The organism is Martelella mediterranea (assembly GCF_021021415.1).
In the GTDB taxonomy this organism is placed as follows: Bacteria; Pseudomonadota; Alphaproteobacteria; order Rhizobiales; family Rhizobiaceae; genus Martelella; species Martelella mediterranea_C.
Map to the genome: position 1 here is coordinate 40,065 of NZ_JAINWJ010000049.1, position 25,036 is coordinate 65,100.

The 25,036-nt window shown below is 61.2% G+C and carries 20 protein-coding genes; 15 read left to right on the forward strand and 5 right to left on the reverse strand.

Annotated features, from left to right (window positions below; genetic code table 11):
- Positions 1–8: 8 nt before the first annotated feature.
- The 10 genes from clpP to K7H91_RS21420 all read left to right on the forward strand — a co-directional run bounded on the left by clpP (position 9) and on the right by K7H91_RS21420 (position 15,792).
- Positions 9–635 carry an ATP-dependent Clp endopeptidase proteolytic subunit ClpP gene (clpP, locus tag K7H91_RS21375; protein WP_026173677.1) on the forward strand — a complete coding sequence of 209 codons (627 nt, stop codon included), beginning with the start codon at positions 9–11 and terminating at the stop codon, positions 633–635.
- Between the two features lie 327 nt (positions 636–962).
- Positions 963–2,243, forward strand: coding sequence for an ATP-dependent Clp protease ATP-binding subunit ClpX (clpX, locus tag K7H91_RS21380; protein WP_018066005.1), 1,281 nt, complete (start codon positions 963–965; stop codon positions 2,241–2,243).
- A gap of 251 nt (positions 2,244–2,494) precedes the next feature.
- Complete coding sequence (gene lon, locus K7H91_RS21385; RefSeq protein WP_230722231.1) at positions 2,495–4,912, forward strand: endopeptidase La; 2,418 nt, start codon at positions 2,495–2,497, stop codon at positions 4,910–4,912.
- A gap of 207 nt (positions 4,913–5,119) precedes the next feature.
- On the forward strand, positions 5,120–5,395 hold the full coding sequence (locus K7H91_RS21390; RefSeq protein WP_018066007.1) for an HU family DNA-binding protein: 276 nt from the start codon (positions 5,120–5,122) through the stop codon (positions 5,393–5,395).
- Positions 5,396–5,658: 263 nt separating this feature from the next.
- A complete protein-coding gene (locus K7H91_RS21395) occupies positions 5,659–10,143 on the forward strand; it encodes a PAS domain-containing protein (RefSeq protein WP_230722232.1) in 4,485 nt (1,494 codons plus the stop codon).
- A 159-nt stretch (positions 10,144–10,302) separates the two neighbouring features.
- A complete protein-coding gene (locus K7H91_RS21400; RefSeq protein WP_230722233.1) occupies positions 10,303–10,926 on the forward strand; it encodes a TetR/AcrR family transcriptional regulator in 624 nt (207 codons plus the stop codon).
- A 58-nt stretch (positions 10,927–10,984) separates the two neighbouring features.
- A complete protein-coding gene (gene ilvC, locus K7H91_RS21405; RefSeq protein WP_230722234.1) occupies positions 10,985–12,004 on the forward strand; it encodes a ketol-acid reductoisomerase in 1,020 nt (339 codons plus the stop codon).
- Positions 12,005–12,306: 302 nt separating this feature from the next.
- Entirely contained in the window at positions 12,307–12,684 is a 378-nt protein-coding gene (locus K7H91_RS21410) for a VOC family protein (protein WP_230722235.1), read from the forward strand.
- Positions 12,685–12,890: 206 nt separating this feature from the next.
- Positions 12,891–14,117 (forward strand): PLP-dependent aminotransferase family protein, encoded by a 1,227-nt coding sequence (locus K7H91_RS21415; protein ID WP_230722236.1) that lies wholly within the window; start codon positions 12,891–12,893, stop codon positions 14,115–14,117.
- A 199-nt stretch (positions 14,118–14,316) separates the two neighbouring features.
- Positions 14,317–15,792, forward strand: coding sequence for an MFS transporter (locus K7H91_RS21420; RefSeq protein ID WP_230722237.1), 1,476 nt, complete (start codon positions 14,317–14,319; stop codon positions 15,790–15,792).
- Between the two features lie 69 nt (positions 15,793–15,861).
- Here the strand turns inward: K7H91_RS21420 and proX are convergent, their stop codons facing one another.
- The 3 genes from proX to K7H91_RS21435 all read right to left on the reverse strand — a co-directional run bounded on the left by proX (position 15,862) and on the right by K7H91_RS21435 (position 19,143).
- Entirely contained in the window at positions 15,862–16,866 is a 1,005-nt protein-coding gene (gene proX, locus K7H91_RS21425) for a glycine betaine/L-proline ABC transporter substrate-binding protein ProX (protein WP_230722238.1), read from the reverse strand.
- Between the two features lie 110 nt (positions 16,867–16,976).
- Positions 16,977–17,888, reverse strand: a complete 912-nt coding sequence (locus tag K7H91_RS21430; RefSeq protein WP_230722239.1) for an ABC transporter permease — start codon at positions 17,886–17,888, stop codon at positions 16,977–16,979.
- A gap of 19 nt (positions 17,889–17,907) precedes the next feature.
- The gene (locus tag K7H91_RS21435) at positions 17,908–19,143 is read right to left on the reverse strand and encodes a quaternary amine ABC transporter ATP-binding protein (protein ID WP_230722240.1); all 1,236 of its coding nucleotides are present in this window, start codon (positions 19,141–19,143) and stop codon (positions 17,908–17,910) included.
- Between the two features lie 381 nt (positions 19,144–19,524).
- Here K7H91_RS21435 and K7H91_RS21440 point away from each other — a divergent pair, with 381 nt between their 5' ends.
- The 3 genes from K7H91_RS21440 (at position 19,525) to K7H91_RS21450 (ending at position 21,823) form a co-directional block, all read left to right on the forward strand.
- Complete coding sequence (locus K7H91_RS21440; protein ID WP_230722241.1) at positions 19,525–20,166, forward strand: J domain-containing protein; 642 nt, start codon at positions 19,525–19,527, stop codon at positions 20,164–20,166.
- Positions 20,167–20,226: 60 nt separating this feature from the next.
- Entirely contained in the window at positions 20,227–21,558 is a 1,332-nt protein-coding gene (gene dgt / locus K7H91_RS21445; protein ID WP_230722242.1) for a dGTP triphosphohydrolase, read from the forward strand.
- A gap of 124 nt (positions 21,559–21,682) precedes the next feature.
- Positions 21,683–21,823, forward strand: coding sequence for a hypothetical protein (locus K7H91_RS21450; protein WP_230722243.1), 141 nt, complete (start codon positions 21,683–21,685; stop codon positions 21,821–21,823).
- A gap of 189 nt (positions 21,824–22,012) precedes the next feature.
- On the opposite strand, the gene K7H91_RS21455 is transcribed toward K7H91_RS21450, so the two are convergent.
- Complete coding sequence (locus K7H91_RS21455) at positions 22,013–22,603, reverse strand: hypothetical protein (RefSeq protein ID WP_230722244.1); 591 nt, start codon at positions 22,601–22,603, stop codon at positions 22,013–22,015.
- 281 nt (positions 22,604–22,884) lie between these two features.
- Here K7H91_RS21455 and K7H91_RS21460 point away from each other — a divergent pair, with 281 nt between their 5' ends.
- Entirely contained in the window at positions 22,885–23,574 is a 690-nt protein-coding gene (locus K7H91_RS21460; protein ID WP_230722245.1) for an NnrU family protein, read from the forward strand.
- 72 nt (positions 23,575–23,646) lie between these two features.
- Here the strand turns inward: K7H91_RS21460 and K7H91_RS21465 are convergent, their stop codons facing one another.
- A complete protein-coding gene (locus K7H91_RS21465; protein ID WP_230722246.1) occupies positions 23,647–24,348 on the reverse strand; it encodes a helix-turn-helix domain-containing protein in 702 nt (233 codons plus the stop codon).
- A gap of 242 nt (positions 24,349–24,590) precedes the next feature.
- Here K7H91_RS21465 and K7H91_RS21470 point away from each other — a divergent pair.
- Positions 24,591–25,036 (forward strand): MFS transporter (locus K7H91_RS21470; protein WP_230722247.1); only part of this gene is annotated, 446 nt, incomplete at its 3' end.

Sequence of the window (25,036 nt, forward strand, 5' to 3'; positions counted from 1 at the left end):
GGAAAGCCATGACAAATCCCGTAGACACCGCGATGGCCCTCGTACCCATGGTCGTGGAGCAGACCAATCGCGGCGAACGATCCTATGACATCTATTCGCGCCTTTTGAAGGAGCGGATCATCTTCCTGACCGGCCCGGTCGAGGACCATCTGGCGTCGCTCATCTGCGCGCAGCTCCTGTTCCTCGAAGCGGAAAACCCGAAAAAGGAAATCGCGCTCTACATCAACTCGCCGGGCGGCGTGGTGACGGCAGGCATGGCGATCTACGACACCATGCAGTTCATCCGTCCCGCCGTGTCGACGCTTTGCGTCGGCCAGGCCGCGTCGATGGGCTCGCTGCTGCTGGCCGCCGGCGAAAAAGGCATGCGCTTTGCCACGCCGAATGCGCGCATCATGGTTCACCAGCCCTCGGGCGGGTTCCAGGGCCAGGCATCCGACATCGAGCGCCACGCCCGCGACATCATCAAGATGAAGCGCAAGCTCAACGAAGTTTATGTCCGCCACTGCGGCAAGACCTACGAGGAAGTTGAAACCACGCTCGATCGTGACCATTTCATGGACGCCGGCGAAGCGCAGGACTGGGGTCTGATCGACAAGGTCATGACCTCGCGCAGCGAAATCGAAGGCGCGAACTGAGCATCGGCTCCATTCGGCCGATATTTCGGTCGGATGGCCGCCTTTGACGGGGCCGGGCGATGTCGCAGAGTTGCAATCGCGATATGCAAATCGCGCCGGTCGACGCTTTTGGGGTTTTATCCGCGGTTGAAGCCGTTAATAGTATGGCAAACCGAAGCTGTTACGACATCGTAGTGCGTAACGGGGCCGGGCTTGACGGCATGGCCTGGAAGCGGGCATGACCCGTCGTGTTGTTGCCCTTTTGTTTTGCGAGCGTTCTTCAGGGCGGCAGAAAGCGAATATGATAGTGGCCGTTCAAGGCGGGCGGCTTACTGGAAGGAAGTGATAATGAGCAAAGTCGGCGGTAACAATGGCGGTGACTCGAAGAACACGCTCTATTGTTCCTTTTGCGGAAAGAGTCAGCACGAAGTCCGTAAGCTGATCGCTGGCCCGACGGTTTTCATCTGCGATGAATGCGTCGAGCTGTGCATGGACATCATCCGCGAGGAAAACAAGACCTCGATGGTGAAGTCGAGCGACGGGGTGCCCACGCCGCAGGAGATCATGGAGGTTCTGGACGAGTATGTGATCGGGCAGAACCACGCCAAGCGCATTCTGTCGGTGGCGGTCCACAACCACTACAAGCGGCTCGCCCATGCCTCCAAGGGCGGCGGCGAGATCGAGCTTTCGAAGTCCAACATCCTGCTCGTCGGCCCGACCGGCTGCGGCAAGACCTATCTTGCCCAGACGCTTGCCCGCATCATCGACGTGCCGTTCACCATGGCGGATGCGACGACGCTGACGGAAGCCGGCTATGTCGGCGAGGATGTCGAAAACATCATCCTGAAACTGCTGCAGTCGGCCGATTACAATGTCGAGCGCGCCCAGCGCGGCATCGTCTATATCGACGAAGTCGACAAGATTTCGCGCAAGTCCGACAATCCCTCGATCACCCGTGACGTTTCGGGCGAGGGCGTTCAGCAGGCGCTGTTGAAGATCATGGAAGGCACGGTTGCCTCCGTGCCGCCGCAGGGCGGGCGCAAGCATCCGCAGCAGGAATTCCTGCAGGTCGACACCACCAACATCCTGTTCCTGTGCGGCGGCGCGTTCGCGGGCCTCGACAAGGTCATCTCGGCGCGCGGCGAGCGCACCTCGATCGGCTTCGGCGCATCGGTCAAGGCCGCCGATGACCGCCGCGTCGGCGATGTGCTGCGAGAGCTGGAGCCGGAGGACCTGGTCAAGTTCGGGCTGATCCCCGAATTCATCGGCCGTCTGCCGGTGATCGCGACGCTGGAAGACCTTGATGAGGCGGCGCTGATGCAGATCCTGACCGAGCCGAAGAATGCTCTGGTCAAGCAGTATCAGCGGCTGTTCGAAATGGAGGATGTCGAGCTGACATTCCACGAGGACGCGCTGCTCGCCATTGCGCGCCGCGCAATCGAACGCAAGACCGGCGCGCGCGGCCTGCGCTCGATCATGGAGAAGATCCTGCTCGACACCATGTTCGAACTGCCGGCCATGAAGGGCGTTCGCGAAGTGGTGATCTCGGACGAGGTGGTCGAAGGAACGGCGCAGCCGCTCTACATCTATGAGAATCGCTCGGGCGACAAGGCCAATGCCTCGGCCTGAGGCAGACGCTTTCTGACTATATCTGGCGCGGGCAGGGCGATTTCATCGTCCTGCCCGCGTCGTTTCAGGGCGCATCCGGCACGAAACGGCGCGGATTGCCGGTTTGTTCCGCCGAATTCGCGGTACAGCTTGAAATCGACCTTCCAAAGCGCCACTTGTTCCGCAACAATCGAGAAGAAATCAACGGGTTGCTCCCAACGGCCCGTCAATACTGCCCGGTCTTCCTCCGGGCGGTCGGAAAGGAAAAAGACATGACGCAGAACGCGCCAGCAGCGGAAGCCGCCGCTTATCCCGTGTTGCCCTTGCGTGACATCGTGGTTTTCCCCCACATGATCGTTCCGCTGTTCGTCGGCCGCGAGAAGTCCATCCGCGCGCTGGAAGAAGTGATGAACGCCGATCGCCAGATCATGCTCGTCACCCAGATCAATGCCGGCGATGACGATCCGGAACCCGACGCGCTGTATCGTATCGGCACCATCGCCAACGTCCTGCAATTGCTGAAATTGCCCGACGGGACCGTCAAGGTTCTGGTCGAGGGCAAGGCGCGTGCGCAGATCGACGATGTCCGTCTTGAGAACGACTTCTACGAAGCCAATGCCAGCGTGCTGGCCGAACCGGAAGAAGATACCGTCGAAATCGAGGCGTTGTCGCGCTCGGTGGTGTCCGAATTCGAGAACTATGTGAAGCTGAACAAGAAGGTTTCGCCCGAGGTTGTCGGCGCCGCCGGCCAGATCGAGGACTACTCGAAGCTTGCCGACACGGTGGCCTCGCATCTCGCGATCAAGCTGACCGAGAAGCAGGAAATGCTGGAAACCACCAGCGTGAAGAGCCGCCTGGAAAAGGCGCTCGGCTTCATGGAAGGCGAAATCTCGGTCCTTCAGGTCGAAAAGCGCATCCGGACCCGCGTCAAGCGGCAGATGGAGAAGACCCAGCGCGAGTATTATCTGAATGAGCAGATGAAGGCCATTCAGAAGGAACTCGGCGAGGGCGAGGATGGCCGCGACGAAATGGCCGAGCTCGAAGAGCGCATCAAGAAGACCAAGCTCTCCAAGGAAGCCCGTGAAAAGGCCGATGCGGAGATGAAGAAGCTGCGCAACATGAGCCCGATGTCGGCCGAATCGACCGTCGTGCGCAATTACCTCGACTGGCTGACGGGCCTTCCGTGGAATTCGAAGTCGAAGATCAAGCGTGATCTGAAGGCGGCCGAAAAGGTGCTGGAGGAAGATCACTTCGGTCTCGAAAAGGTCAAGGAACGCGTGGTCGAGTATCTCGCCGTGCAGGCGCGCGCCAAGAAACTCAAGGGCCCGATCCTGTGCCTCGTCGGCCCGCCCGGCGTGGGCAAGACCTCGCTCGCCCAGTCGATCGCCAAGGCGACCGGCCGCGAATATGTGCGCATGGCGCTTGGCGGTGTGCGTGACGAGGCTGAGATTCGTGGTCACCGCCGGACCTATATCGGTTCGATGCCCGGCAAGATCGTGCAGTCGATGAAGAAGGTCGGCAAGAGCAATCCGCTGTTCCTGCTTGATGAAATCGACAAGATGGGCGCCGATTTCCGCGGCGATCCGTCATCGGCCCTGCTTGAGGTGCTGGATCCGGAACAGAACGCGACGTTCATGGACCACTATCTCGAGGTCGAATACGATCTGTCGAACGTGATGTTCATCACCACGGCGAACACGCTCGATATTCCGGGCCCGCTGATGGACCGTATGGAGATCATCCGCATCGCCGGCTACACCGAGGACGAGAAGCTGGAAATTGCCCGTCGTCACCTTCTGCCGAAGGCGATCCGCGAGCATGCTCTGAAGCCCGAGGAGTTCTCGGTCGATGACGGCGCGCTGACCCGCACGATCCAGCAGTATACCCGCGAGGCGGGCGTGCGCAGCCTTGAGCGCGAGCTGATGAAGCTCGCCCGCAAGGCCGTGACCGAAATCGTCAAAGGCGACAAGACCGAGGTCCATGTCACCGCGGACAATCTGCACGACTATCTCGGCGTCCAGCGCTATCGCCACGGCGAGGCGGAAGGCGACGATCAGGTCGGCATTGTCACCGGTCTTGCCTGGACGGAAGTCGGCGGCGAACTGCTGACGATCGAAGGCGTGATGATGCCGGGCAAGGGCCGCATGACGGTTACCGGCAATCTGCGCGACGTGATGAAGGAATCGATTTCTGCGGCGGCATCCTATGTCCGCTCGCGCGCCGTCGATTTCGGAATCAAGCCGCCTATGTTCGACAAGAACGACATTCACGTTCACGTTCCGGAAGGCGCCACGCCCAAGGACGGTCCGTCGGCGGGCGTCGCCATGGCGACAGCCATCGTCTCGGTCATGACCGGCATTCCGGTCAACCGCAACGTGGCGATGACGGGCGAGATCACGCTGCGCGGCCGGGTTCTGCCGATCGGCGGTCTGAAGGAGAAGCTGCTTGCGGCGCTGCGCGCCGGCATCACCAAGGTGTTGATCCCCGAAGAGAACGCCAAGGACCTGCCGGACATTCCGGACAACGTCAAGAACGGTCTCGAGATCGTCCCGGTATCGCGCATGGGCGAGGTACTTCAGCACGCGTTGCTGGAGGTTCCCAAGCCCATCGAATGGGATCCGGAAGCGGATCCGGTCGCGATTTCGAGCGATGAATCGGAAGGCGACTCGGTCAAATCCGTGGCCCATTGAGGTCGAACAATTGCCACTTTTCACGGGCTCCTGTGGAAAAGGGGCGCAGGAGGCCGGTTTTCAACCGGCCTTTTGCGTGCAAAATGCCCCAAACCCCTTGCAATTCCCTGCCACGCAAGGCTTTTGAATTGCAGCGGGCTTTGGTGGAGTGTAACTAAACCCCTGAGACAAGACCTCGTTTCGAACCATTTGAGAAAGGGTGGAAACATGAACAAGAGTGAACTCGTAGCATCCGTAGCTGAAAAGGCCGGCCTGTCGAAGACCGACGCGGCTTCCGCTGTTGACGCTGTATTCGACGCCGTTCAGGGCGAACTGAAGAATGGCGGCGAAGTCCGTCTTGCCGGCTTCGGCGCCTTCACGGTCTCCCACAGCGCCGCGCGCAAGGGCCGCAACCCCTCGACGGGCGCCGAAGTTGATATCCCGGCGCGCAACGTTCCGAAGTTCACGGCCGGCAAGGGCCTCAAGGAAGCTTGCAACTCCTGATCTCGCTGTTTGGCGAAAAACCCGGAGCCTCGCGTTCCGGGTTTTTTTATATTTAAGTTAGTTAGTATAAACTTACATAAAGTGGCAGTGTCCATCGCCATTTGATCCGGTCAGACCTTGCCTGGTTGAAAAACTTGCTTTGCGCTTCATATCATGAAGTCAGGCCGTTGATGTCCGGGCCTGGGCCTGGACGTATTACGGGATGTTTTTCATGCTATGCTAATATGTCATAGAGGATCTTGCCGGTATCAGGACGAGCGCCATTGAATAGCCCCCTGAAGCCCAATGCGGAGGAGAAGCGCCTCGCGGCGCTGCGGAAGCTCGAGGTGATCGACACGCAGCCGGAGGCGGAGTTCGATGCGCTCGCCAGGGCGGCGGCACTGGTTTGCGGCACGCCCGTTTCCCTGATTTCGCTGATCGACAGGGATCGCCAGTGGTTCAAGGCGAATGTCGGCCTTGAAGGTCTGGTGGAGACCGAGCGGCGCCTTTCGTTTTGCACCCACGCCATCGAAGGCGAGGGGCTTTTTGAGGTTGGCGATGCCCGCAAGGATGAGCGCTTCGCGGCAAACCCCTTCGTTACGGGAGATCCCGGGATCCGCTTTTACGCCGGCGTGCCGCTGAAGCTCTCCGGCGGTGAGAATGTCGGTTCTCTCTGCGTTATCGATATGGAAGCGCGCAGCCTTTCGGACGAGCAGCGGCAGATTCTGAGCCATCTTGCGGAAGCGACGGCCAGGGCGCTGGAGATGCGCCGAGCGTTCCTGCACGAGAATGAACTGCTGGCCGCCGCGGCCGAGACGCAATCGATCCTGCAAAACAGCGAGGATGCGATTGTCACCATGGATATGGGCGGCCGGATCACCCGGTGGAACAGGGCCGCCGAGCGGATGTTCGGCTATGCGGCTGATGAGGCCCTGGGTGCTTCGGCAGGCATCATGTCCGGCGACGATGCCGCCGCCTACGACCCATATGCGCGGCTGAGGGAACTCGGCAACGCCCGCACGGTCCGCACGGAACGCAGGCACAGGGATGGATCGGTCATTCCGGTTTCCGTGTCGATCGGTCCGGTGGTCTCCGAAGACGGTGATATCGTCGGCGCCACCGAAATCATCCGCGACATTTCGGATATCCTGGCGACGCAGAACGAGCTTTCGCAAGCGGAACAGCGACTGCGCCGGCTCTATCAGGCCACGCCGGCCATGCTTCACGCCCTCGACCCCGACGGCCGGCTTTTGAGCGTCAGCGATCGCTGGCTTGAGATGATGGGCTATTGTCGGGAGGATGTGCTCGGCCGGCCGCTCGCGAACTTCATGCCGGAGCCGTCGGCGCGCCGCTTCCGCGCTGAGCTGTTGCCGGCGCTTGCGAACGAAGGACATTACGAGGATGTCGAGGCGCAGATGACCACCCGTTCCGGCGCGGTGATCGATGTCCTGCTTTCGGCCGTGATCGAACGCGGTGCTTCAGGAGAGGTGCTGCGGTCAATCGGCATTGTCGAAAACATCACCTATCGCCGGCAGATCGAAATGGCGTTGCGGGCAGAACGGCGCAGGCTCGGCCAGATCATCGAGGGCACCAGCGCGGGCACATGGGAGTGGAACGTCGCCACCGGCGAGAACCGGGTGAATGAGGAATGGGCGGCCATGCTGGGCTATACGCTGAAGGAGCTCGCGCCCGTCACCATCGATGCCTTCCGGGACCGCATTCACCCCGATGACCGGCCGCTGCTCGACGCGCGGATTGACGCGCATTTCAGCGGCGAGAACGATAATTACGAAGCCGAGCTGCGCGTACGCCACAAACAGGGGCACTGGGTATGGATCGCCACACGCGGGCGCGTGCTTGCGCGCCTGAGCGATGGCCGGCCGGAGTGGATGTTTGGCATCCATGTGGACATCACGGTCCAGAAGCGCAGGGAAGAGGAACTCCGCCTGAGCAAGGAGCTTCTCGACCGCACGGGCCAAGTGGCTGGCGTCGGCGGCTGGGAGCTGGACCTGCTGGAAGGCAGGTTGCGCTGGTCGAAAGAGACCTGTCGGATTCACGACGTCGAACCGGATTTCGAGCCAGGTCTCGACGAGGCGATCAATTTCTATGCGTCGGATTCGCAACCCCTCATTCTGACTGCGGTTGAAAAATGCATCGCCACGGGCGAGGGGTGGGACCTGGAGCTGCAACTTGTTACCGCCAAGGGCAGGTTGCTTTGGGTCCGCGCCGTCGGCTCGGCGGAATTCCTGGACGGCAAGGCCGTCCGGCTGGTCGGAACATTTCAGGATATCAGCGAGACGGTAGCCCAGCGCAAGGCGCTGGAAGACGTCAACCAACTCTTCGCGGTGGCGACCCAAACGGGCAGGATCGGTATATGGGACGCCGACCTCGTTACAGGAAAGACGGACTATTCCGATATCTGGTGCGAATTGATCGGCTATACCCGTGAAGAGGTTTCGGACAGCGGAACGGCCTGGCAATCCTTCATCCATCCCGACGACATGGAGCGCGCACTGGCGGCGGATGCCGCCCATGTTCGCGGCGAGGCGCCGATCTTCGAGGAACAGTTCCGGATGCGCCACAAGGATGGTCGGTGGATCTGGATCCTCGACCGCGGGCTGGTCACCGAACGGGACGAGGACGGCCGGCCGCTGCGCATGATCGGGACCCACACCGACATCACCCGGCAAAAGGAGCAGGAGGTCGAGCGGCTCCTGAACGCAGAGCGCATGGCGATCGCTGCCGACAATGGCGGCATCGGCATATGGGAGATAAACCTCTCCACCAATGAGGCAAGCTGGGACGCCGGCATGTACCGCCTGTACGGATTGCCGCCGGATACCCCAACCCCTCTGGCCGTTCTATGGCGGCGCTACACGCTTGAAGAGGATGTCACCCGTCTGGTGGATGCCGTCAGGCGCGCCATCGACAATGACGGTCAGCTCGACGAGGAATACCGGATTGTCTGGCCGGATGGCTCGCTCCATCATCTGCGCGCCTCGGCGCGGGTGGTGCGTGGCGTTGATGGGGGGCCGGATCGCTTCATCGGCGTCACCTGGGAGGTCACCGACGAGCGACAACTGGCGCTTGAGCTTGCGGAGCAGCACGAGCTTATGCGGGTCACGCTGGATTCGATCGGCGATGCCGTGATCACGGCGGATGCGGACGGCATGATCCGTTGGCTGAACCCGATCGCCGAGCATATGACCGGATGGTCCGCGGCGGATGTCGAGGGCGAGCCGTCACACCGCGTTTTCCGAATCATTCGCGAAGACAGCCGCGAACCGGCAGTGGATCCGATCCGCGCCTGCCTGGAACTGAGGCAGGTGGTTGGTCTGCCGGAAGATACTGTCCTGATTTCGCGCGACGAACGGGAGTTCGCGATCGAGGATTCCTGCGCGCCGATCAGGAGCGAGGAGGGCGAGATCCTGGGCGCCGTATTGGTGTTTCGCGATGTCAGCGAACAAAGACGGCTGGCGCGCGAGATGTCCTATCGCGCCAACCATGATCAGCTCACCGGACTTATCAACCGTTCGGAATTCGAGCGGCGGATGCACAGGACACTCGATGCGGCTCGTACCGGCGGTCCCGAATCGGCGCTGCTGTTCATCGACCTCGACCGGTTCAAGATCGTCAATGACAGTTGCGGCCATGCCGTGGGCGACGAGTTGCTGATCAAGATCAGCCGGCTGATGCAGGGCGTGATCCGGGCGAACGACGCTCTCGCGCGTCTCGGCGGCGATGAGTTCGCCGTGATCATCGAAAACTGTCCCATCGATATCGCCCAGAACATCGCCCAGAAAATCTGCGACGCGGTCGCCGATTTCGTTCTGGTTCACGAGGGCAAGCACTACCGGATCGGCGCCAGTATAGGTCTCGCCCGGATCGATGCGGCCGCGTCGAGCGTTGCGACGATCCTTCAGGAGGCAGACGCCGCCTGTTATGCGGCGAAGGAGGAGGGACGCAACCGGGTTCATGTCTGGAGAGACTATGACGAGGCTGTGAGATCCCTGGTCGGCCAGACGAGTTGGGTCACCCGCATAGAGGAGGCGCTGGAGGAGGATGGCTTTGTCCTCTATGCCCAGAAGATCGTCCCGTTTTCCGGAACGGGCGGCAAGACCCATGTCGAACTCCTGCTGCGCATGATCGGCGACAATGGCGAGGTTATTCCGCCCAGCGCCTTTCTGCCGGCCTCCGAGCGCTTCAATCTCGCGACCCGGATAGATCGCTGGGTGCTCGCCCATGCGCTGGAATGGATGGCGTCGGCCGGTGCCGGTCCCCAGAGCGTCGTGTCGGTGAATGTCTCGGGCCAGTCGGTCGGCGACCGCGGGTTTCACCGTTTCGCTTTGGAATTGCTTGATGGGGCAAGCGAGGCGGTGCGCCGCAGCCTGTGCCTGGAAATCACCGAGACATCGGTGATCTCCAACATGGCCGAGGCCATGGAATTCATTCGGGCGCTGCGTGAACGCGGCGTGATGATCGCGCTTGATGATTTCGGTGCCGGTTCCTCCTCCTTCAGCTACCTCAAGCGCTTTTCGATCGATTTTCTCAAGATCGACGGCCAGTTTGCCCAGGGGCTGCTGACCCATCCCGTCGACGAGGCGACGATACGGTGTTTCGTGGAGATGGCCCGGATACTGCGCATTCAGACGATTGCTGAATATGTTTCCGATGATAAGATCGCCGCGCGTCTCAGGGATCTGGGCGTCGATCTGGCGCAGGGCTATGCCTATCACCTTCCCGAACCGGCGGCCGGACTCAAGCTATAGCCGCACTCCCGGTTCCGGGGCGGTTCCCGTGGCGGGGCTTCTCGAATTCACCCGCCAGGCAGACAGCATCAGGGATCATCAAAACGCTTGACCGCGGCTCAAATCTGTTGCACTAGGTACCGTACCGTACGTTACCTATTGGAGAAAGAGAGCCGTTCCGTGGTCGAGGACAGCGACATCGAGGCCCATTTTTCGCCCCGCCAGCAGGCGGTGCTCGAGCAGGCGCTGCGGCTTCTGGTCGAGGGCGGCGAGAAATCCGTGACGACGGCGGGTATCGCGCGCGCGGCAAGCTGCTCGAAGGAAAGCCTCTACAAATGGTTCGGCGATCGTGACGGTCTGCTGGCGGCCATGGTCGCCTATCAGGCCAGCAAGGTGCGCACCTTCGAAAGCGCAGGCCATCGCCTTGATAGCGACGAACTCAAGCGGCATCTCCAGACATTCGGACAGGATCTGCTGGAAGTGCTTTCCGGCGATGTGTCGCTGGCGCTGAACCGGCTGGCGATCGGCCGGGTGACGCGGGATGGACAGAAGCTCGGCCGCATGCTTCTGGAACGGGGCCGGGCGCAGATCGACCAGCGCGCCCGCGCGCTTCTGGAAGACGGCAGACGCTCCGGCGTGCTGCTGTTCGACAATGGCGACGAGGCTTACCGTGTGCTTTACGGGCTGATCGTCGGCGACAGCCATGTGCGCCAGCTTCTGGGCGAGCCCGCCGACCGCGGCATGTTCCAGCGCCGCGCCGAGCGTGCGGTTGAACGTTTCTGGCTGCTTTACGCGGCCAAGTGAATTGACGCCGCCTTGGGGCGGTTGATCAAAGGACAGGTTGTCAAGGGAAGGAAAGACAATGCGTGTTTACTACGATCAGGATGCTGATCTCAATCTCGTCAAGGGCCGCAAGGTCGCGATCATCGGCTATGGCTCGCAGGGCCGCGCCCATGCGCTGAACCTGAAGGACAGCGGCGCCGAAAACGTCGCCATCGCCCTTCGCAAGGGTTCCGCTACCGCCAAGAAGGCCGAAGCCGACGGCTTCGAGGTCAAGACCGTGGCTGATGCCGCCGCCTGGGCCGACCTGATGATGATGGCAACGCCTGACGAGCTGCAGGCCGGCATCTACAACAGCGAGATCGCGCCCAACATCCGCGACGGCGCGGCGATCGCGTTTGCCCACGGCCTCAACGTTCACTTCGGCCTGATCGAGCCGAAGAAAACCGTCGACGTCATCATGATCGCGCCGAAGGGCCCCGGCCACACCGTGCGCGGCGAATACCAGAAGGGCGGCGGCGTTCCCTGCCTCGTGGCCGTTCACCAAGATGCGTCCGGCAACGCGCTGGACGTCGCGCTGTCCTACGCTTCCGGCGTCGGCGGCGGTCGCTCGGGCATCATCGAGACCACCTTCCAGGAAGAGTGCGAAACCGACCTGTTCGGCGAGCAGGTCGTTCTGTGCGGCGGTCTGGTCGAGCTCATCCGCGCCGGTTTCGAAACCCTGGTCGAAGGCGGCTATGCCCCGGAAATGGCCTATTTCGAGTGCCTGCACGAAGTGAAGCTAATCGTCGACCTGATCTATGAAGGCGGCATCGCCAACATGAACTACTCGATCTCGAACACGGCTGAGTGGGGCGAATACGTCACCGGTCCGCGGATCATCACCGAAGAGACCAAGGCCGAGATGAAGCGCGTGCTGAAGGACATCCAGACCGGCCGCTTCACCAGCGAGTGGATGCAGGAATGGCATTCCGGCGCCGCCCGCTTCAAGGCCACCCGCCGCGTCAACGATCACCACCAGATCGAGGAAGTTGGCGAAAAGCTGCGCGGCATGATGCCCTGGATCAAGAAGGGCGCGCTGGTCGACAAAGAGCGCAACTAAGTCTTTCGCCTAAGCGATTTAGGAGAAGCCGGAGCCGAAAAGCGCTCCGGCTTTTTCGTATGACGCGTTCTTTCTGAGTGTGTCTCCACGAGCGATTGCCTTGAGGGCCTCTTTTGTGAGGCGCAGCAGCCCGTCATCCAACCGCCCTGGTGACCAGACGACAACACGGTTGCTCTAAAAGTCAGGCGAATGATGTTAGCCTGCACACGCTTGGCCAGCCTTCCGCATGACCTTTTCAGGCAGCGGACCACAAAGGGAATCAGCGAATGTCCTCAGCCGGCAAAACCAGAAGTCTTGCAGGGATGATCCGGACACACGGAATCATTCTCGGAACAGAGCGCTACGATGCCTGCCTGCGGTTCTATCGCGACATTCTTGAACTGCCCGTCTGGTTCGAGAAGGAGCGATTGTGCTGTCTGCATTTCGGCGACGGCTATCTGATGATCGAAACCGGCGGGTTTGCCCGCGACGCGCGCAAACCCAACACCGAAAACCCAACCATGTTGCGGCTCAACGTCGAGGACGTTGATGCGGCGGCCGATGTGCTCGAAGCCCGCGGCGTCGCCGTTACCCGCAAATCGTTCGATTGGGGCACTGTTGCGACCTTCATCGACCCCGACGGCAATGCCTGCGAGCTCAAGGACGCAGGCGATCCGTTCTTTGCGCGCGCGGAAGAATGAAGCCACGCACCGTGATGGGCTTCGAGCGCTTGCAGTTGCGCGACAAGTGATCATAAAGTTGCCGTGCTTGATCCCGCTGAGACTGAAAATTACGTCAGTCCGCTGTTTCATGCGCTTTTATTGCCGAAAAATAGGTCAGCATTATTGACTTAAATCCCGTGCTGTGTTGATCTTCCCGGCACAAAAAGACGTTTGAGGAAACCCCCATGCTTGACTGGGAAAACATCTATGCGACGCGCGCCAAACGCATGGGCGCGTCCGAAATCCGCGAATTGCTGAAACTTCTCGAGCAGCCGGATATCATCTCGTTTGCCGGCGGCATTCCCGATCCCGCGCTGTTTCCGGCGGCCGACTTCCAGAAGGCCTATTCGGATATCCTTGGAAGCTCCGAGGCCGGTCAGGCGCTGCAATATTCCGTCAGCGAAGGCTATCCGCGCCTGCGCGAATGGATCGTGCAGCGCATGAATGCGCGCGGCATCAATGCCGATATCGGCAATATCTTCATCACCTCCGGCTCGCAGCAGGCGCTCGATTATCTCGGCAAGCTGATGCTGTCGCCAGGCGATACCGCGCTGGTGCAATGGCCGACCTATCTCGGCGCGCTGCAGGCCTTCAATGCCTATGAGCCGCGTTATGACAGGCTCGATCTTTCGCGTAACACCGCGCCGGAAGACTATGCAAAGGCCGCCAGCGAAGCCGGAAGCCGGGTGAAATTCGCCTATCTTTCGGCCGATTTCGCCAACCCGACCGGCGAATGCCTGACGCCGATGGAGCGCGAAAAGCTGCTCGATATCGCCGAGGCGCTGGATATCGCCGTGATCGAGGATGCCGCCTATCGCGCGCTGCGTTTTGACGGCGAGCGTCAACAGACGCTGCTTGCGATGGATTGCGCGCGCTCCGGCGGCATCGAGAACACCCGCACGCTTTACTGCGGCAGTTTTTCGAAAACGCTGTCGCCGGGCCTGCGCGTCGGCTGGGTCTGCGCGGCGCGGCCGGTCATCCGCCGGCTGGTGCTGGCAAAGCAGGCCGCCGACCTGCACTCGCCGACGATCAACCAGATGGCGGTCGCGCGCGTTGCCGAAGCCGGTTTCGACGCCCAGGCCGAAAAGATCATCGCCGTCTATCGCGAGCGTCGCGACGCCATGCTGGATGCGCTCGCCAGGCATATGCCCGACGGCGTGAGCTGGACCAAGCCGCAGGGCGGCATGTTCGTCTGGGTGACGCTGCCGGAGCATATCGACAGCGCCGCGCTGCTCAAGGAATCGCTCAAGGAGGCCAAGGTGGCCTTCGTGCCCGGCAATGCGTTTTACGCGGACGGCAGCGGCAAGAATCATCTGCGCCTGTCGTTCTCCTGCTCGGCGCCCGCGGCGATCGACGAGGGCATGCGCCGGCTCGGCGCGCTGATCGGAAGCGAACTCGCCGCTGCCGCCTGACAAGGGCAGCCGGAAAAAACGTTCAGACAGAAAGAGGCCCGGCGTTCAGCGTCGGGCCTCTTTTTCTGTTCAATTCGTCCTCGCGCCACATCATCCTTCCAATCCAGGGCCCGTATTTCGGGTATTGTCATCAAAGTCTCAACCGGCGTCATTACGACTGTTGTCGCAGGGGATTGCGTCCGGCAGGGAAGGGATTGTGATGAACGTGGTAGACAAGGACATGCGGACCGAGGCGGATGGCCACAGCGTCCAGCACTATATCGACGAACACCCGTATTGGGCGGATGGCACGGCAGCGCCGGCGCCGCAGATGACGGCGATGCAGTGGCGGATCTGGAGCCTTTCGGTCGCCGGCAAGTTCTTCGAAGGGCTTGTGGTTTTCATGACCGGCGTCGCCATGCCGCTGATTGCAAAAGAGTTCGGCCTCAATGCCGCCCAGCACGGTATGGTTGGCTCGGCCTCGCTGTTCGGCATCCTGATCGGCGCGAGCGCGCTTGGCAGCCTTTCGGATCGCTTCGGGCGCAAGCGAGTGTTCATCTTCGAGATCGGGCTTTTCATCGCCTTTCTGGCGATGATCGTGTTCACCCCGAACTTCCCATGGCTCATTGTCTGCCTGTTCGGCATGGGGCTCGCGCTCGGTTGCGATTACCCCACGGCCCATCTGGTGATTTCGGAAAGCACGCCGTCACGCACGCGCGGGGGCCTTGTGCTTTCCGCGTTTGGGTTTCAGGCCGTCGGCGCGCTGTTCGGCACGGTTCTCGGCTACATCATCCTCACGCTGGACCCGTCCGTCGGGGCATGGCGCTGGATGTATGGCTGCGCGATCATTCCGGCGCTCGCGGTCTTTATCGGCCGGTTCTTCATTCCTGAAAGCCCGCACTGGCTGGCCGTCAGCGGCCGGGAGCGCGCCGCGGAGACGGAACTGCAGAAGCTGCTGCGCCGCAATCCGCTCTATCCGAAGACGGTTTCGATCAATGGCCGGCGGGAAAAGCATGGTGAAAAACCGCATGCGACGGGCTATCGCGGCTTGTTCCAGAACCGGAACCGCAGGGCGCTGGTCCTGGCCTCCGTGCCATGGTTCCTGCAGGACCTCGGCACCTATGGGATCGGCATCTTCACGCCGACGATCCTGGCCGCCACCGTGGGCCACCAACGCGAGCATGCCCAGAACATCGCCGATCTCGTGCATAACGACCTGATCGCCGCCAAGGGCACTGCCCTTTTGGACGTGCTTCTGCTGGTCGGCATTGTCGCCGCCGTCCTGCTCGCCGATCGGATCGGGCGGATCAGGTTGCAGGTCTTCGGCTTTGTCGGCTGCGCCGCAGGCCTGTTCATCGCCGCCCAGGCCGGGAGCTATAGCGGGGCGACCCAGACCGCACTGATCTTCACCGGCTTCATGCTGTTCAATTTCATGACCAATCTCGGCCCCAACGCCCAGACCTATCTGATTGCCGGCGAGGTGTTTCCGACGCGGATCCGGGGGACGGGAGCGGGGTTCGCGGCCTCTTTTGCCAAGATCGGGGCCTGCCTCACGGCCTTCCTGTTCCCGATCCTTCTCGCCGATATCGGCACGACGGCGCTGCTCTACGCCCTTGTGGCGACCTCGCTTGTCGGCGCGCTGGTGACCTTCTTCTTCCGCATCGAAACCAAGGGCATCAGCCTCGACGCTTCTTGAGATTCACGCATAAAAAGAGCCCCGGCCGAAAGGCCGGGGCTCATCATTTCATTCAACCGTGAAGGCTGATCAGTTGGCCGCGGCGCGGGCCTTTTCGAGCCAGCCGTCAACCTTGTCCTGGTTGTTCTTGATCCAGGCGCTGGCCTGGGCCTGAACGTCATCATCGCCATTGTTCATCTTCGAGTTCTGGGCGAAGATATCCGGCAGCGGGATCGATACTTCCTTCAGGAGCGCATCGACGGCCGGGTTGTCAGCGATGAATTCGTCGTTGACGACCGGAACGATGTCGTTGGCGACAAAGCCCATGTAGCACGGATCGGCGACGCAGGTGTCGAGACCCTTGGCCGGAGCCGGCAGTTCGACGCCTTCCTTCTGCGGCACTTCGATCCACATCACGTCCTTGCCCGGCGAAAGCTGGTCAACGGTCCAGTTCGGCGTCCAGGTGTAGAACAGGATGTGCTCGCCGTTCTGGTAGGCGGCGATCGCATCGGCCATCGAAGCGGAGTAGCCGGCCTTGATCGGGTTGATGTCATCCCCCAGGTCGAACTCTTCCATGTGCTTCGAAATGGTCAGCTCGCAGCCCCAGCCGGGCGGGCACGCGACCAGATCGGCCTTGCCGTCGCCATTGCGGTCGAAGGCTTCCTTGACTTCGTCGCGCTTGAAGTCGTCAAGCGTCTTGATGTCGAATTCCTCGATCGCGGCCTTGTCGACGAGGTAGCCCTGCAGGGCACCGCCCTTGGCGACCGCGCCGTCAACCTTGGCCTTGCCTTCGAAGGTCGGCTTGTAGGTTTCATGCAGCGGGAACCAGCCATTGACCCAGAGGTCGACATCGCCCTGCGACACGGCCTGATAGAAGGCGGAAGCGCCGAGCGTCATCGGGCCGGTCACGCTGTAGCCGAGATCCTCGAACATCTGCTTGTAGATTTCGGCCTGGAACCAGCCGGTATCCCAGTCGGCCTGCGCCATCTTGATGGTCTTGCCATCGCCGGGTTCCTGCGCGAAGGCGGCAGTGGCCGGGACGATGCTGGCGGCGCCAAGCATAAGGGCGGCGGTCAGTTTGGTGAGATTGTTCATGAGCGTTTCTCCGTTTCTTCGTGTTGCGGCGCTTGCCCTGTTTCAGGCAACCGCCTTGGCGACGGGATTGGAGATCCCTTTCGGAAAACGTCCGGATGGACGCCTTCGTTTTATTCGGCGGCCTTTTTCTGACCGCTGAAAAGCGTACCCAACGCCTGACGGAATGTCATCCGGTTGGGGTCTGATGGCTCGACAAGGCCCTGGGTGATGCGGTCGAGCACGATGGCAAGAACCACAATCCCGACGCCGCCGGCGGTCGCGCCGCCGACATCAAGCCGGCCGAGGCCAGTGTTGACGACCTGTCCAAGGCCGCCCGCGCCGATAAGCGCTGCGATGACAACCATTGACATGGCCAACATCAGCGTCTGATTCAACCCCGCCATGATGGTTCTCATGGCAAGCGGGAGCTGAACTTCGAACAGCGTCTGCGAATAGGTGGCGCCGAAAGCCTCCGATGCCTCGATCAGATCGGTGCGCACATTGCGGATGCCGAGATTGGTCATGCGGATGATCGGCGGCAGCGCGAAGATGATGGTGGCGATGATGCCCGGCGCCATGCCGACACCGAACAGCATAACGATCGGAACGAGATAGACGAAGCTTGGAACCGTCTGCATCACGTCGAGGATCGGCCGAACGATCTTCCACATCATATCGCTGCGGGCGACAAGAATTCCGACCGGCACGCCGATGACGGTACAGAAGATTACCGAGGTCAGGATCATCGCAAGCGTGGTCATGGTTTCAGGCCACAGCCCGATGAGATCGACGAACAGGAAGCCGACGATCGTGACGATCGCCATGGTCTTGCCGACGATGCGCCAGGCAAGCAGCGCGAACACCGCCGTCAGCACCAGCATCGGTATGAAGGCCAGGAAGGAATCCAGCGCCATCAGAACCTGGTTGACCGGCACCTGAAGCGCGCGGAAGAACGGCCGGAAATTCGGCACCAGAAAGCCGCGGACGAAGTCGTTTACCCAGGCGTCGAAGGGAATGGTGAAATACTGTGATGGATCGAACATGGTCTAGCTCCCTCTCGACTTATTCGCTGGCCGGCTGGCCGGCCTGCTTCTTGGCTTCTTCCTGGGCGAGTTGGGGAGGGGGCTCCTCCGTCTCGGAGGCGAGCTGCTCGAAGATCGCTTCCTGATCGACGACGCCGACAAGCTTGCCGTCGTCATCGGTCACGGCCATGGGAACGCCGGCCTGCGCCGCGCCATAGACCTCGTTCAGGTAGGACTCTTCCGAAACGGTCGGCGGCTCGGCATACATCACGTCGCGAACCGGGGCCGTGCGTTGGGCCTCCATCGCGTCGGAGCGCATCAGAAGGCCGACCGGCACGCCCTTTTCGACGACATAGGCGAGGTCGGACTTGGCCTTGTCCATCACCGCAAGCGCATCGGCCGCAGTCGAATCGACCTTCACCCATGCGGCATCGCGGGAAATGTCGGAGACCTTGAAGACCCGGCTGCGGTCGATATCGGAGACGAAGGCGCGGACATAGTCGTCGGCGGGCTCGGAGACGATCTCCTGCGCCGTGCCGACCTGCACGAAGGCGCCGTCCTTCATGATCGCGATCCGGTCACCGAGGATCATCGCCTCGTTGAGATCGTGGGTGATGAAGATGATGGTCTTTTTCAACTCTTTTTGAAGAACGATCAGTTCGTCCTGCATTTCGCGACGGATCAGCGGGTCGAGCGCGCCGAACGGTTCGTCCATCAGCAGGATCTCGGGATCATTGGCAAGGCCGCGCGCAAGGCCCACGCGCTGCTGCATGCCGCCGGAAAGCTGGCTCGGATAGCTGTTGGCATAGGCCTCGAGCCCCACCTTGGCGAGCGAGGCGCGCGCCAGTTCGTGGCGTTCTTCCTTGCCCATGCCCTTGAGCTTCAATCCGAAGGCGACATTATCTATGATCGTTTTGTGAGGAAATAGCGCGAAGTGCTGGAAAACCATGGTGATTTTCTTGCGCCTGACTTCGCGCAGCGTTTCCTTGTCGCAGGAAGCGACGTCGACATTGTCGATGATGATCTGGCCGGAGGTCGGCGGAATCAGGCCGTTGAGCGTGCGAACGATCGTCGATTTTCCGGAGCCGGACAGCCCCATGATCACGAAGATTTCACCTTCATTGACGTCGAAACTGACGTTGTCGATCCCGACCGTGACGCCGGTTGCCTTGAAGATATCTTCCTTGCTTTCGCCAGCAGCGAGGCGTCGCGCGCCTTCGCCATCGTCATCATTGAACAGTTTCGACACGTTTTTAGCGGTCAGTTTGACGCTCATACTTGTTCCTTCTCCGGCGGACATCGGTTTGTCCAGCGCTTTGTGCCAGCGCTTGCACGCGATAAAACGCGGGGGTTGCGTGCGGACGGTGGTCCCGCATGGGGCGGGCATGCGAAGCCTCAGGCGGCGTCGCTCGGGCCTCCAGATAAGCAATAGCGGAGGCTTGCCGCAAACAGCGTTCGTCGACGGCACGGCTGATGTTTAGAATTTGGACGCCCGAATGTCAAATTTGCGGCCAGAACGTGCCCGTGCGGGAAAACCGTCCGGATTGAGCGCGGCGCGCGAGATTTGAGCGCATTTCAACCGTCTTTCGCCTTGAACAGCGGGGGCTGGCGCGCTAGTCCATGAGGCGTTGTTGAAAGGGATGAAACGGGTGACGGTTTGATCGACCCCTATGAAGTGCTGGGCATAGATCGCGATTGCGATAGCGAGACCGTGCGCGCGGCCTACCGGCGGCTTGCCAAGGAGGCGCATCCCGACAGCGGCGGCGACGGCGAACGTTTCGCCCGCCTCCAGGCCTCCTATGACCTCTTGAAGGACCCGGTGCGCCGCAAGGTCTATGACGATACCGGCTACGATCCCGAACTGGCCGACGCCAAGGATCTCAAGGGCGTGCTGCTGCTCGAACCGCTGGTCAACGAAATGATCCTCGACGAGCGCGAGCCGGGCAGTTTCGATCCAGTCGCGGCGATGCGGCGCAAGCTCTCCGACGACATTTTGAAGAGCCGCTTCCACATTCTGGAGCTGGAGCGTCATCGCGCGCGGGTGCGCAAGCACCTTGCGCGGCTCGCCCGGCGCAAGAGCGACAAGGGCAATTCGGACGTGCTGGGCTCCATGCTGCGGGCGCGCAGCGAATCGATCGCGGAGGCGATCCGCAACGCCGAAACCCAGATCGAGGCGATCGAGCAGGCCTATGTGATGCTTGAAGGCTATGCCTATGAGATGGAACATGACGGCGAAGCGGAGGATGCCGCCGGGCAGCGTCTGGAAGACAAGTCCGCGCAGGACAAGGCTGCCGAATAGGGGCCGCCGAATAGGGGCTTTTGCATAAAGGGCAGGGACACGCTGCCGGGGGATGACGAAATGGCTGAAATGGAATGGTCGCGACTGCTCGACCTGGAACCACTCTACCGTCCCGACCGCAAAGCCTCGCCCCGCCGTCCGGCCTTTGATCAGGACGCCGACCGGATCACGTTCTCCGCGCCGTTCCGCCGGCTGGCCAACAAGACCCAGGTCCACCCGCTCTACGATCACGACCACATCCATCACCGGCTGATCCACAGCGTGGAGACCGCAAGCGTCGGTCGCTCGCTTGGGCTGGAGGTCGGCTACTGGCTTGAGGAGGAAGGCAAGATTGCCAAAGGCGGGCAGACAATCGTCGCCGGCCTCGTGCATGCCGCCTGCCTTGCCCATGATATCGGCAATCCACCCTTCGGCCATTCCGGCGAGGCGGCGATCGGCGCGTGGTTTGCCGAGCGCTTCGACCGGGGCGAGGGGCTGTTTTGCGACCGGGACGTCTGTTTTGCCGAGGAGTTCGAGGCATTCGAGGGCAATGCCCAGGGCTTCCGCATCCTTACCCGGCTGGAGATGAACCGGCCCGGCGGCATGCGGCTGACCCATGGCACGCTCGGCGCGTTCATCAAATATCCGGTGACGGCGCGGGTGCGCAAGACCATCGCCGTCCATGATGGCGGGCTGAAGAAATTCGGCGTGTTCGAGAGCGAGCGGGCCGAGCTTGAGACCGTCGCCGCCCGGACCGGTCTGATCGCAGGCGACGCCTCGGGCACGTGGTGGCGTCGTCATCCGCTGGTGCTCCTGGTCGAGGCGGCCGATGATATCTGCTACAATATTCTCGATCTCGAGGACGCCTTCACCACCGGCGATCTCGGCTATGGCGATGTCGCGCCGCTTCTGTCCGAGGTTGCAGGTTTTTCGCCGAAGGATGATCGCGGCGACAGTCCGGCCGAAAAGATCGCCGTTTTGCGGGCGGTCGCGATCCACAAGGCCTTCGAGGCATGCAGCGCCGCCTTTGCCGAGAACTATGATGCGATCATGGGCGGCAGCTTCGCCGGCGCGCTCGTCAGCGCCTCGGCCCAGGCGGAAAACTTCGCCGCGATCGAGACGCTCGCCAGCGAGCGCATCTTCACCTCGCCGCGCAAGACCGAACTCGAGGTCATGGGGCGCAATCTGGTGCATCGCATTCTCGACGGCATCCTGCCGGTGGCCGATGCGCTCGCCGCCGCCGACTGGCAGGCCGATCGGATCGACGGCTATCCCCGGCAATTGCAGCGCGCGCTGGGCATGGACCTGCGACAGGCGCGCGATCCTTACAGCGCGCTCCACGCGCTCGCCGACTACGTTTCAGGCATGACCGACCGTTACGCCGTGAAGATCGCGGAGATGATCTCGCGTTAGCCCTGCGCACCTTGTCCACTGGCAGCTATCACTCCAGTGCAAGGCTGGGCTGCGTTGGGGGCCATACCTGGCTGGCAATAAATCACTATCTTGGACGTATCAACGCCAAGATGAGGATATGAAGATGAAAACCACCCGTAAGAGTGAAGCCAGCAACCAGCGCAATCCCCTGGTGCGTTTCATGCACGGCCTTGGCGTCGTCTATAACGACTACCATGAGCTGCGCGCCGAAGCCCGTCGTCGCTTTCCCGACACTTTCCGCTGATTTGAGCTTTGCCGGCAAACGCAGCTTCGCCTTCGCCTTGCGCAGTTTCCGCCGCAGCCGCCCCTCCGGCTGACGTGTTCTCTAACTGGATTATATTCCGCTAGGGCGGAGGTGCTCAGTCGACGACATGTGATGTCGCCGGCTGTTTTTTTCGGCATTGGGGGGTATCCCGCGCAGGCCGGTGATCCCTTATAGTCTCCTCGCTCTCTTGGTGTAAGGCGTCATGGAGGACTGGACGGGATAGCAGGAGACGAGATTAAGTATGTCGCCTTCCTCCAGAATCTCTCCGTCCAGATACGGGGCCTCGAAGCTCAGACTTGTTCCGTTCATCATCAGGTCGACGATTTTCTTGCCATCGCTCGAGCGCCAGCCCATGATTTGCTGGCCCGTCGCCGGAGCTGTTCCGGAAACCTGGTTCGCGCCAACCTCGGTGATGGCAGGCGCATCATACTGCGGCGTTCGGGCGGGCTGTTTGACATAGGTATCGGACAGTTCGCCGCCCGGATAGTTCGCTGTCGCGAGCAAGGTCGTCACGGGCGCGAAGCTTGTTGTCCCGATATCGAGCGACCACATGCCATCGGCAGAAAAAACCGGTCCAAATCCCCTTGGGTATCCCGTGGCGCCCGAGACCGTCAACTTGACATAAGTGTTCGGAGAAGTTGTCCCGGTCACCACCGAACCGGAGATACTTTCGACTTCCGGCGGCACCGGCACGACATCGCAGTCGCCGATAACAACTGGATCTGAAGGGGCAGAGTTAATTCCAAATTTCTGTTTCAATTGTAATCGCCAAAGATAGTTTAGATTGTGAGACAAAGTGCTCGTTAAAGTTGTGAATTTGCTTTAGGCTTGGGAGCCCTCATCTGTGGGCGTCGCGGCTTTTCATCAGCTTATTCCAATAAAGTGAGTGCAAGTTAAAAGAAGATCGAGAGCAGTTCGAACGGTGCGGGGACGCTTGATGCGACGGACCACGGAAAACATGCCGCAACCGGGTTTCTGTCGTTGCGATTGTCATATATCGCAGACGAATCTTATCGTTCGTCTGGAGACGGGACCAAGACATGACGAATTTTCTGCTCGCGATCTTTGCTTTCCTGCTGGCCCACGTGGTTCCGCCGGCGCCGCCCGTGCGCGCGCGGTTGATCGCCCTCTTCGGACGTCGAGTCTATCTCACCGTCTATTCCGCCGTCTCGACCCTGCTTCTGATCTGGATCATCATTGCGGCCCGGCAGGCGCCGATGATTTACCTCTGGTATCCCGCGCCGTGGCAGGCTTTTGTTCCGATAATCGCGATGCCGTTCGCCTTCTGGTTCATCGCAACAGGTCTTGCCGCGCAAAACCGGGTTTCTGTCACCTTTCGGCGCAATACCGGGGCGGGTGCGCAAGGCACGATCATAGCCATAACGCGCCACCCCGTGCTGATCGGTTTCCTGATCTGGGCGCTGGCGCACATCCCGCCGAACGGGGATGTTGTTTCGCTGATCCTGTTTGGCGGCATGGGGCTGCTTGCGTTCGCCGGAATACCGCTGCTTGACCGTCGGGCGCGGCGCCGGCTTGGCGATGCCGAATGGGCGACCGTTCGTGCGCAAACCTCCATCGTGCCTTTTCTGGCAATCATCGAAGGGCGCGCGCATCCGCATGCGAATCGAAGCTTTTGGCTTTGGTCCGGCCTTGGGCTGGTCTTCTATGTGTGGTTCCTGTTGCAGGGCCACCGCCTGCTGATCGGCGTCGACCCGCTGGCCTGGCTATGACCATGTTCGATCCGACGCCGTTCCCTGGCGGCGTTCGTCACGGGCCTTCAAGACCGGACAAACAGGCAGGCGTCAGGTTTTCGGGTCGTCGATCAGTGGTGTCGGCTTGGCAAGGGTCTTCAGCGCCTTGAGGTCGGTTAGCCGGATGGTCGTGCCATCCACTTCGACGCCGTAGGGCTTCAGCGTGTTGAAGGCGCGCGACAGGTTTTCCGGAGTCATGCCGAGCAGCGAGGCCAGCGTGCGTTTGTCGTAGGGCAGGTCGAACGTGCCGGTGCCATTGCCGAATTCATGGTCCTGGCGCAGCAGCGTGTTCGCCAGCCGTTCGACGGAACTGCGCAGCTTGAGGCCCTTGTGCTCCTTGACGACATAGCGATAGCTGCCGGCCATCTCCAGCACCATCGCCCGGGCAAAGGCGTCGTCGAGCTCGAAGATCGAGCGGACGTCTTCCGACGGGATCAGCAGGATTTTCGAACGCGCCCTTGTTCTGGCCGACATCAGATAGACCGCATCCTTCAGCACGGCGGCCAGGATGAAGGGGCTGACCGGATGCACCATCGCCATGGTCGCCTCGCGGCGGTTGGCATTGGCGTAAAGCTCGACGCAGCCTTCGATCACGACATAGAGGAAATCCGCCGGATCGCCCTCATGGACGAGATCGAGCTGCGGCGGAAAAGTCTGCAGATAGGCCGCCTGCATCAGCGCCTCGAAATTCTCCTCGCCCATGCTGTTGAACAGGCTGAGCGCCCGCACCTGGGGCAAATCGGATGACCGCATCTCTATGCCTTGATTTTTTTCATGTTCTCAATTGATAAATTTAGCAGCAACAGCCGGCATCCGCAACACATCCATTTGACGATGATTTCAACGCGGGAAGGCAATTTCACGCGCACTTCTTGTTTGTCCCGCGCCACCTGTCAACCTTGACTTAGGTCAACTTCGCAGGGCTGCAACGCCTTCTAACTCTCAGGCAGAATTTCCAATGAGCGGGCTTCCGCTCGAGCCTTAGGGGGCAATTCATGTCTGCAGTTGATGGTGTTTCGCGAAGCGATCAGCGCCGGGCGCTCGGTCTCAGCACGGTGGCCTTCACGGTCTGTTTTGCGGTCTGGACGATCTTCGCCATCATCGGGGTCGAAATCAAAAGTGAACTCGGCCTCTCCGAAACCCAGTTCGGCATTCTGGTGGCAACGCCGGTTCTCACCGGCTCGCTGACGCGGCTGATGCTCGGCATCTGGACCGAGCAGTATGGCGGGCGGCTGGTGTTTCCGTTGCAGATGCTGCTGGCCGCCGCGGCGACCTTTCTCCTGACCAGCGCGACAACCTATCCGCTGTTTCTGCTCGCCGCCCTTGGCGTCGGCCTTGCAGGTGGCTCCTTCGCGGTTGGCGTCACCTATGTCTCGCACTGGTATCCGCCGGAAAAGCAGGGCACGGCGCTCGGCATTTTCGGCGCCGGCAATGTCGGCGC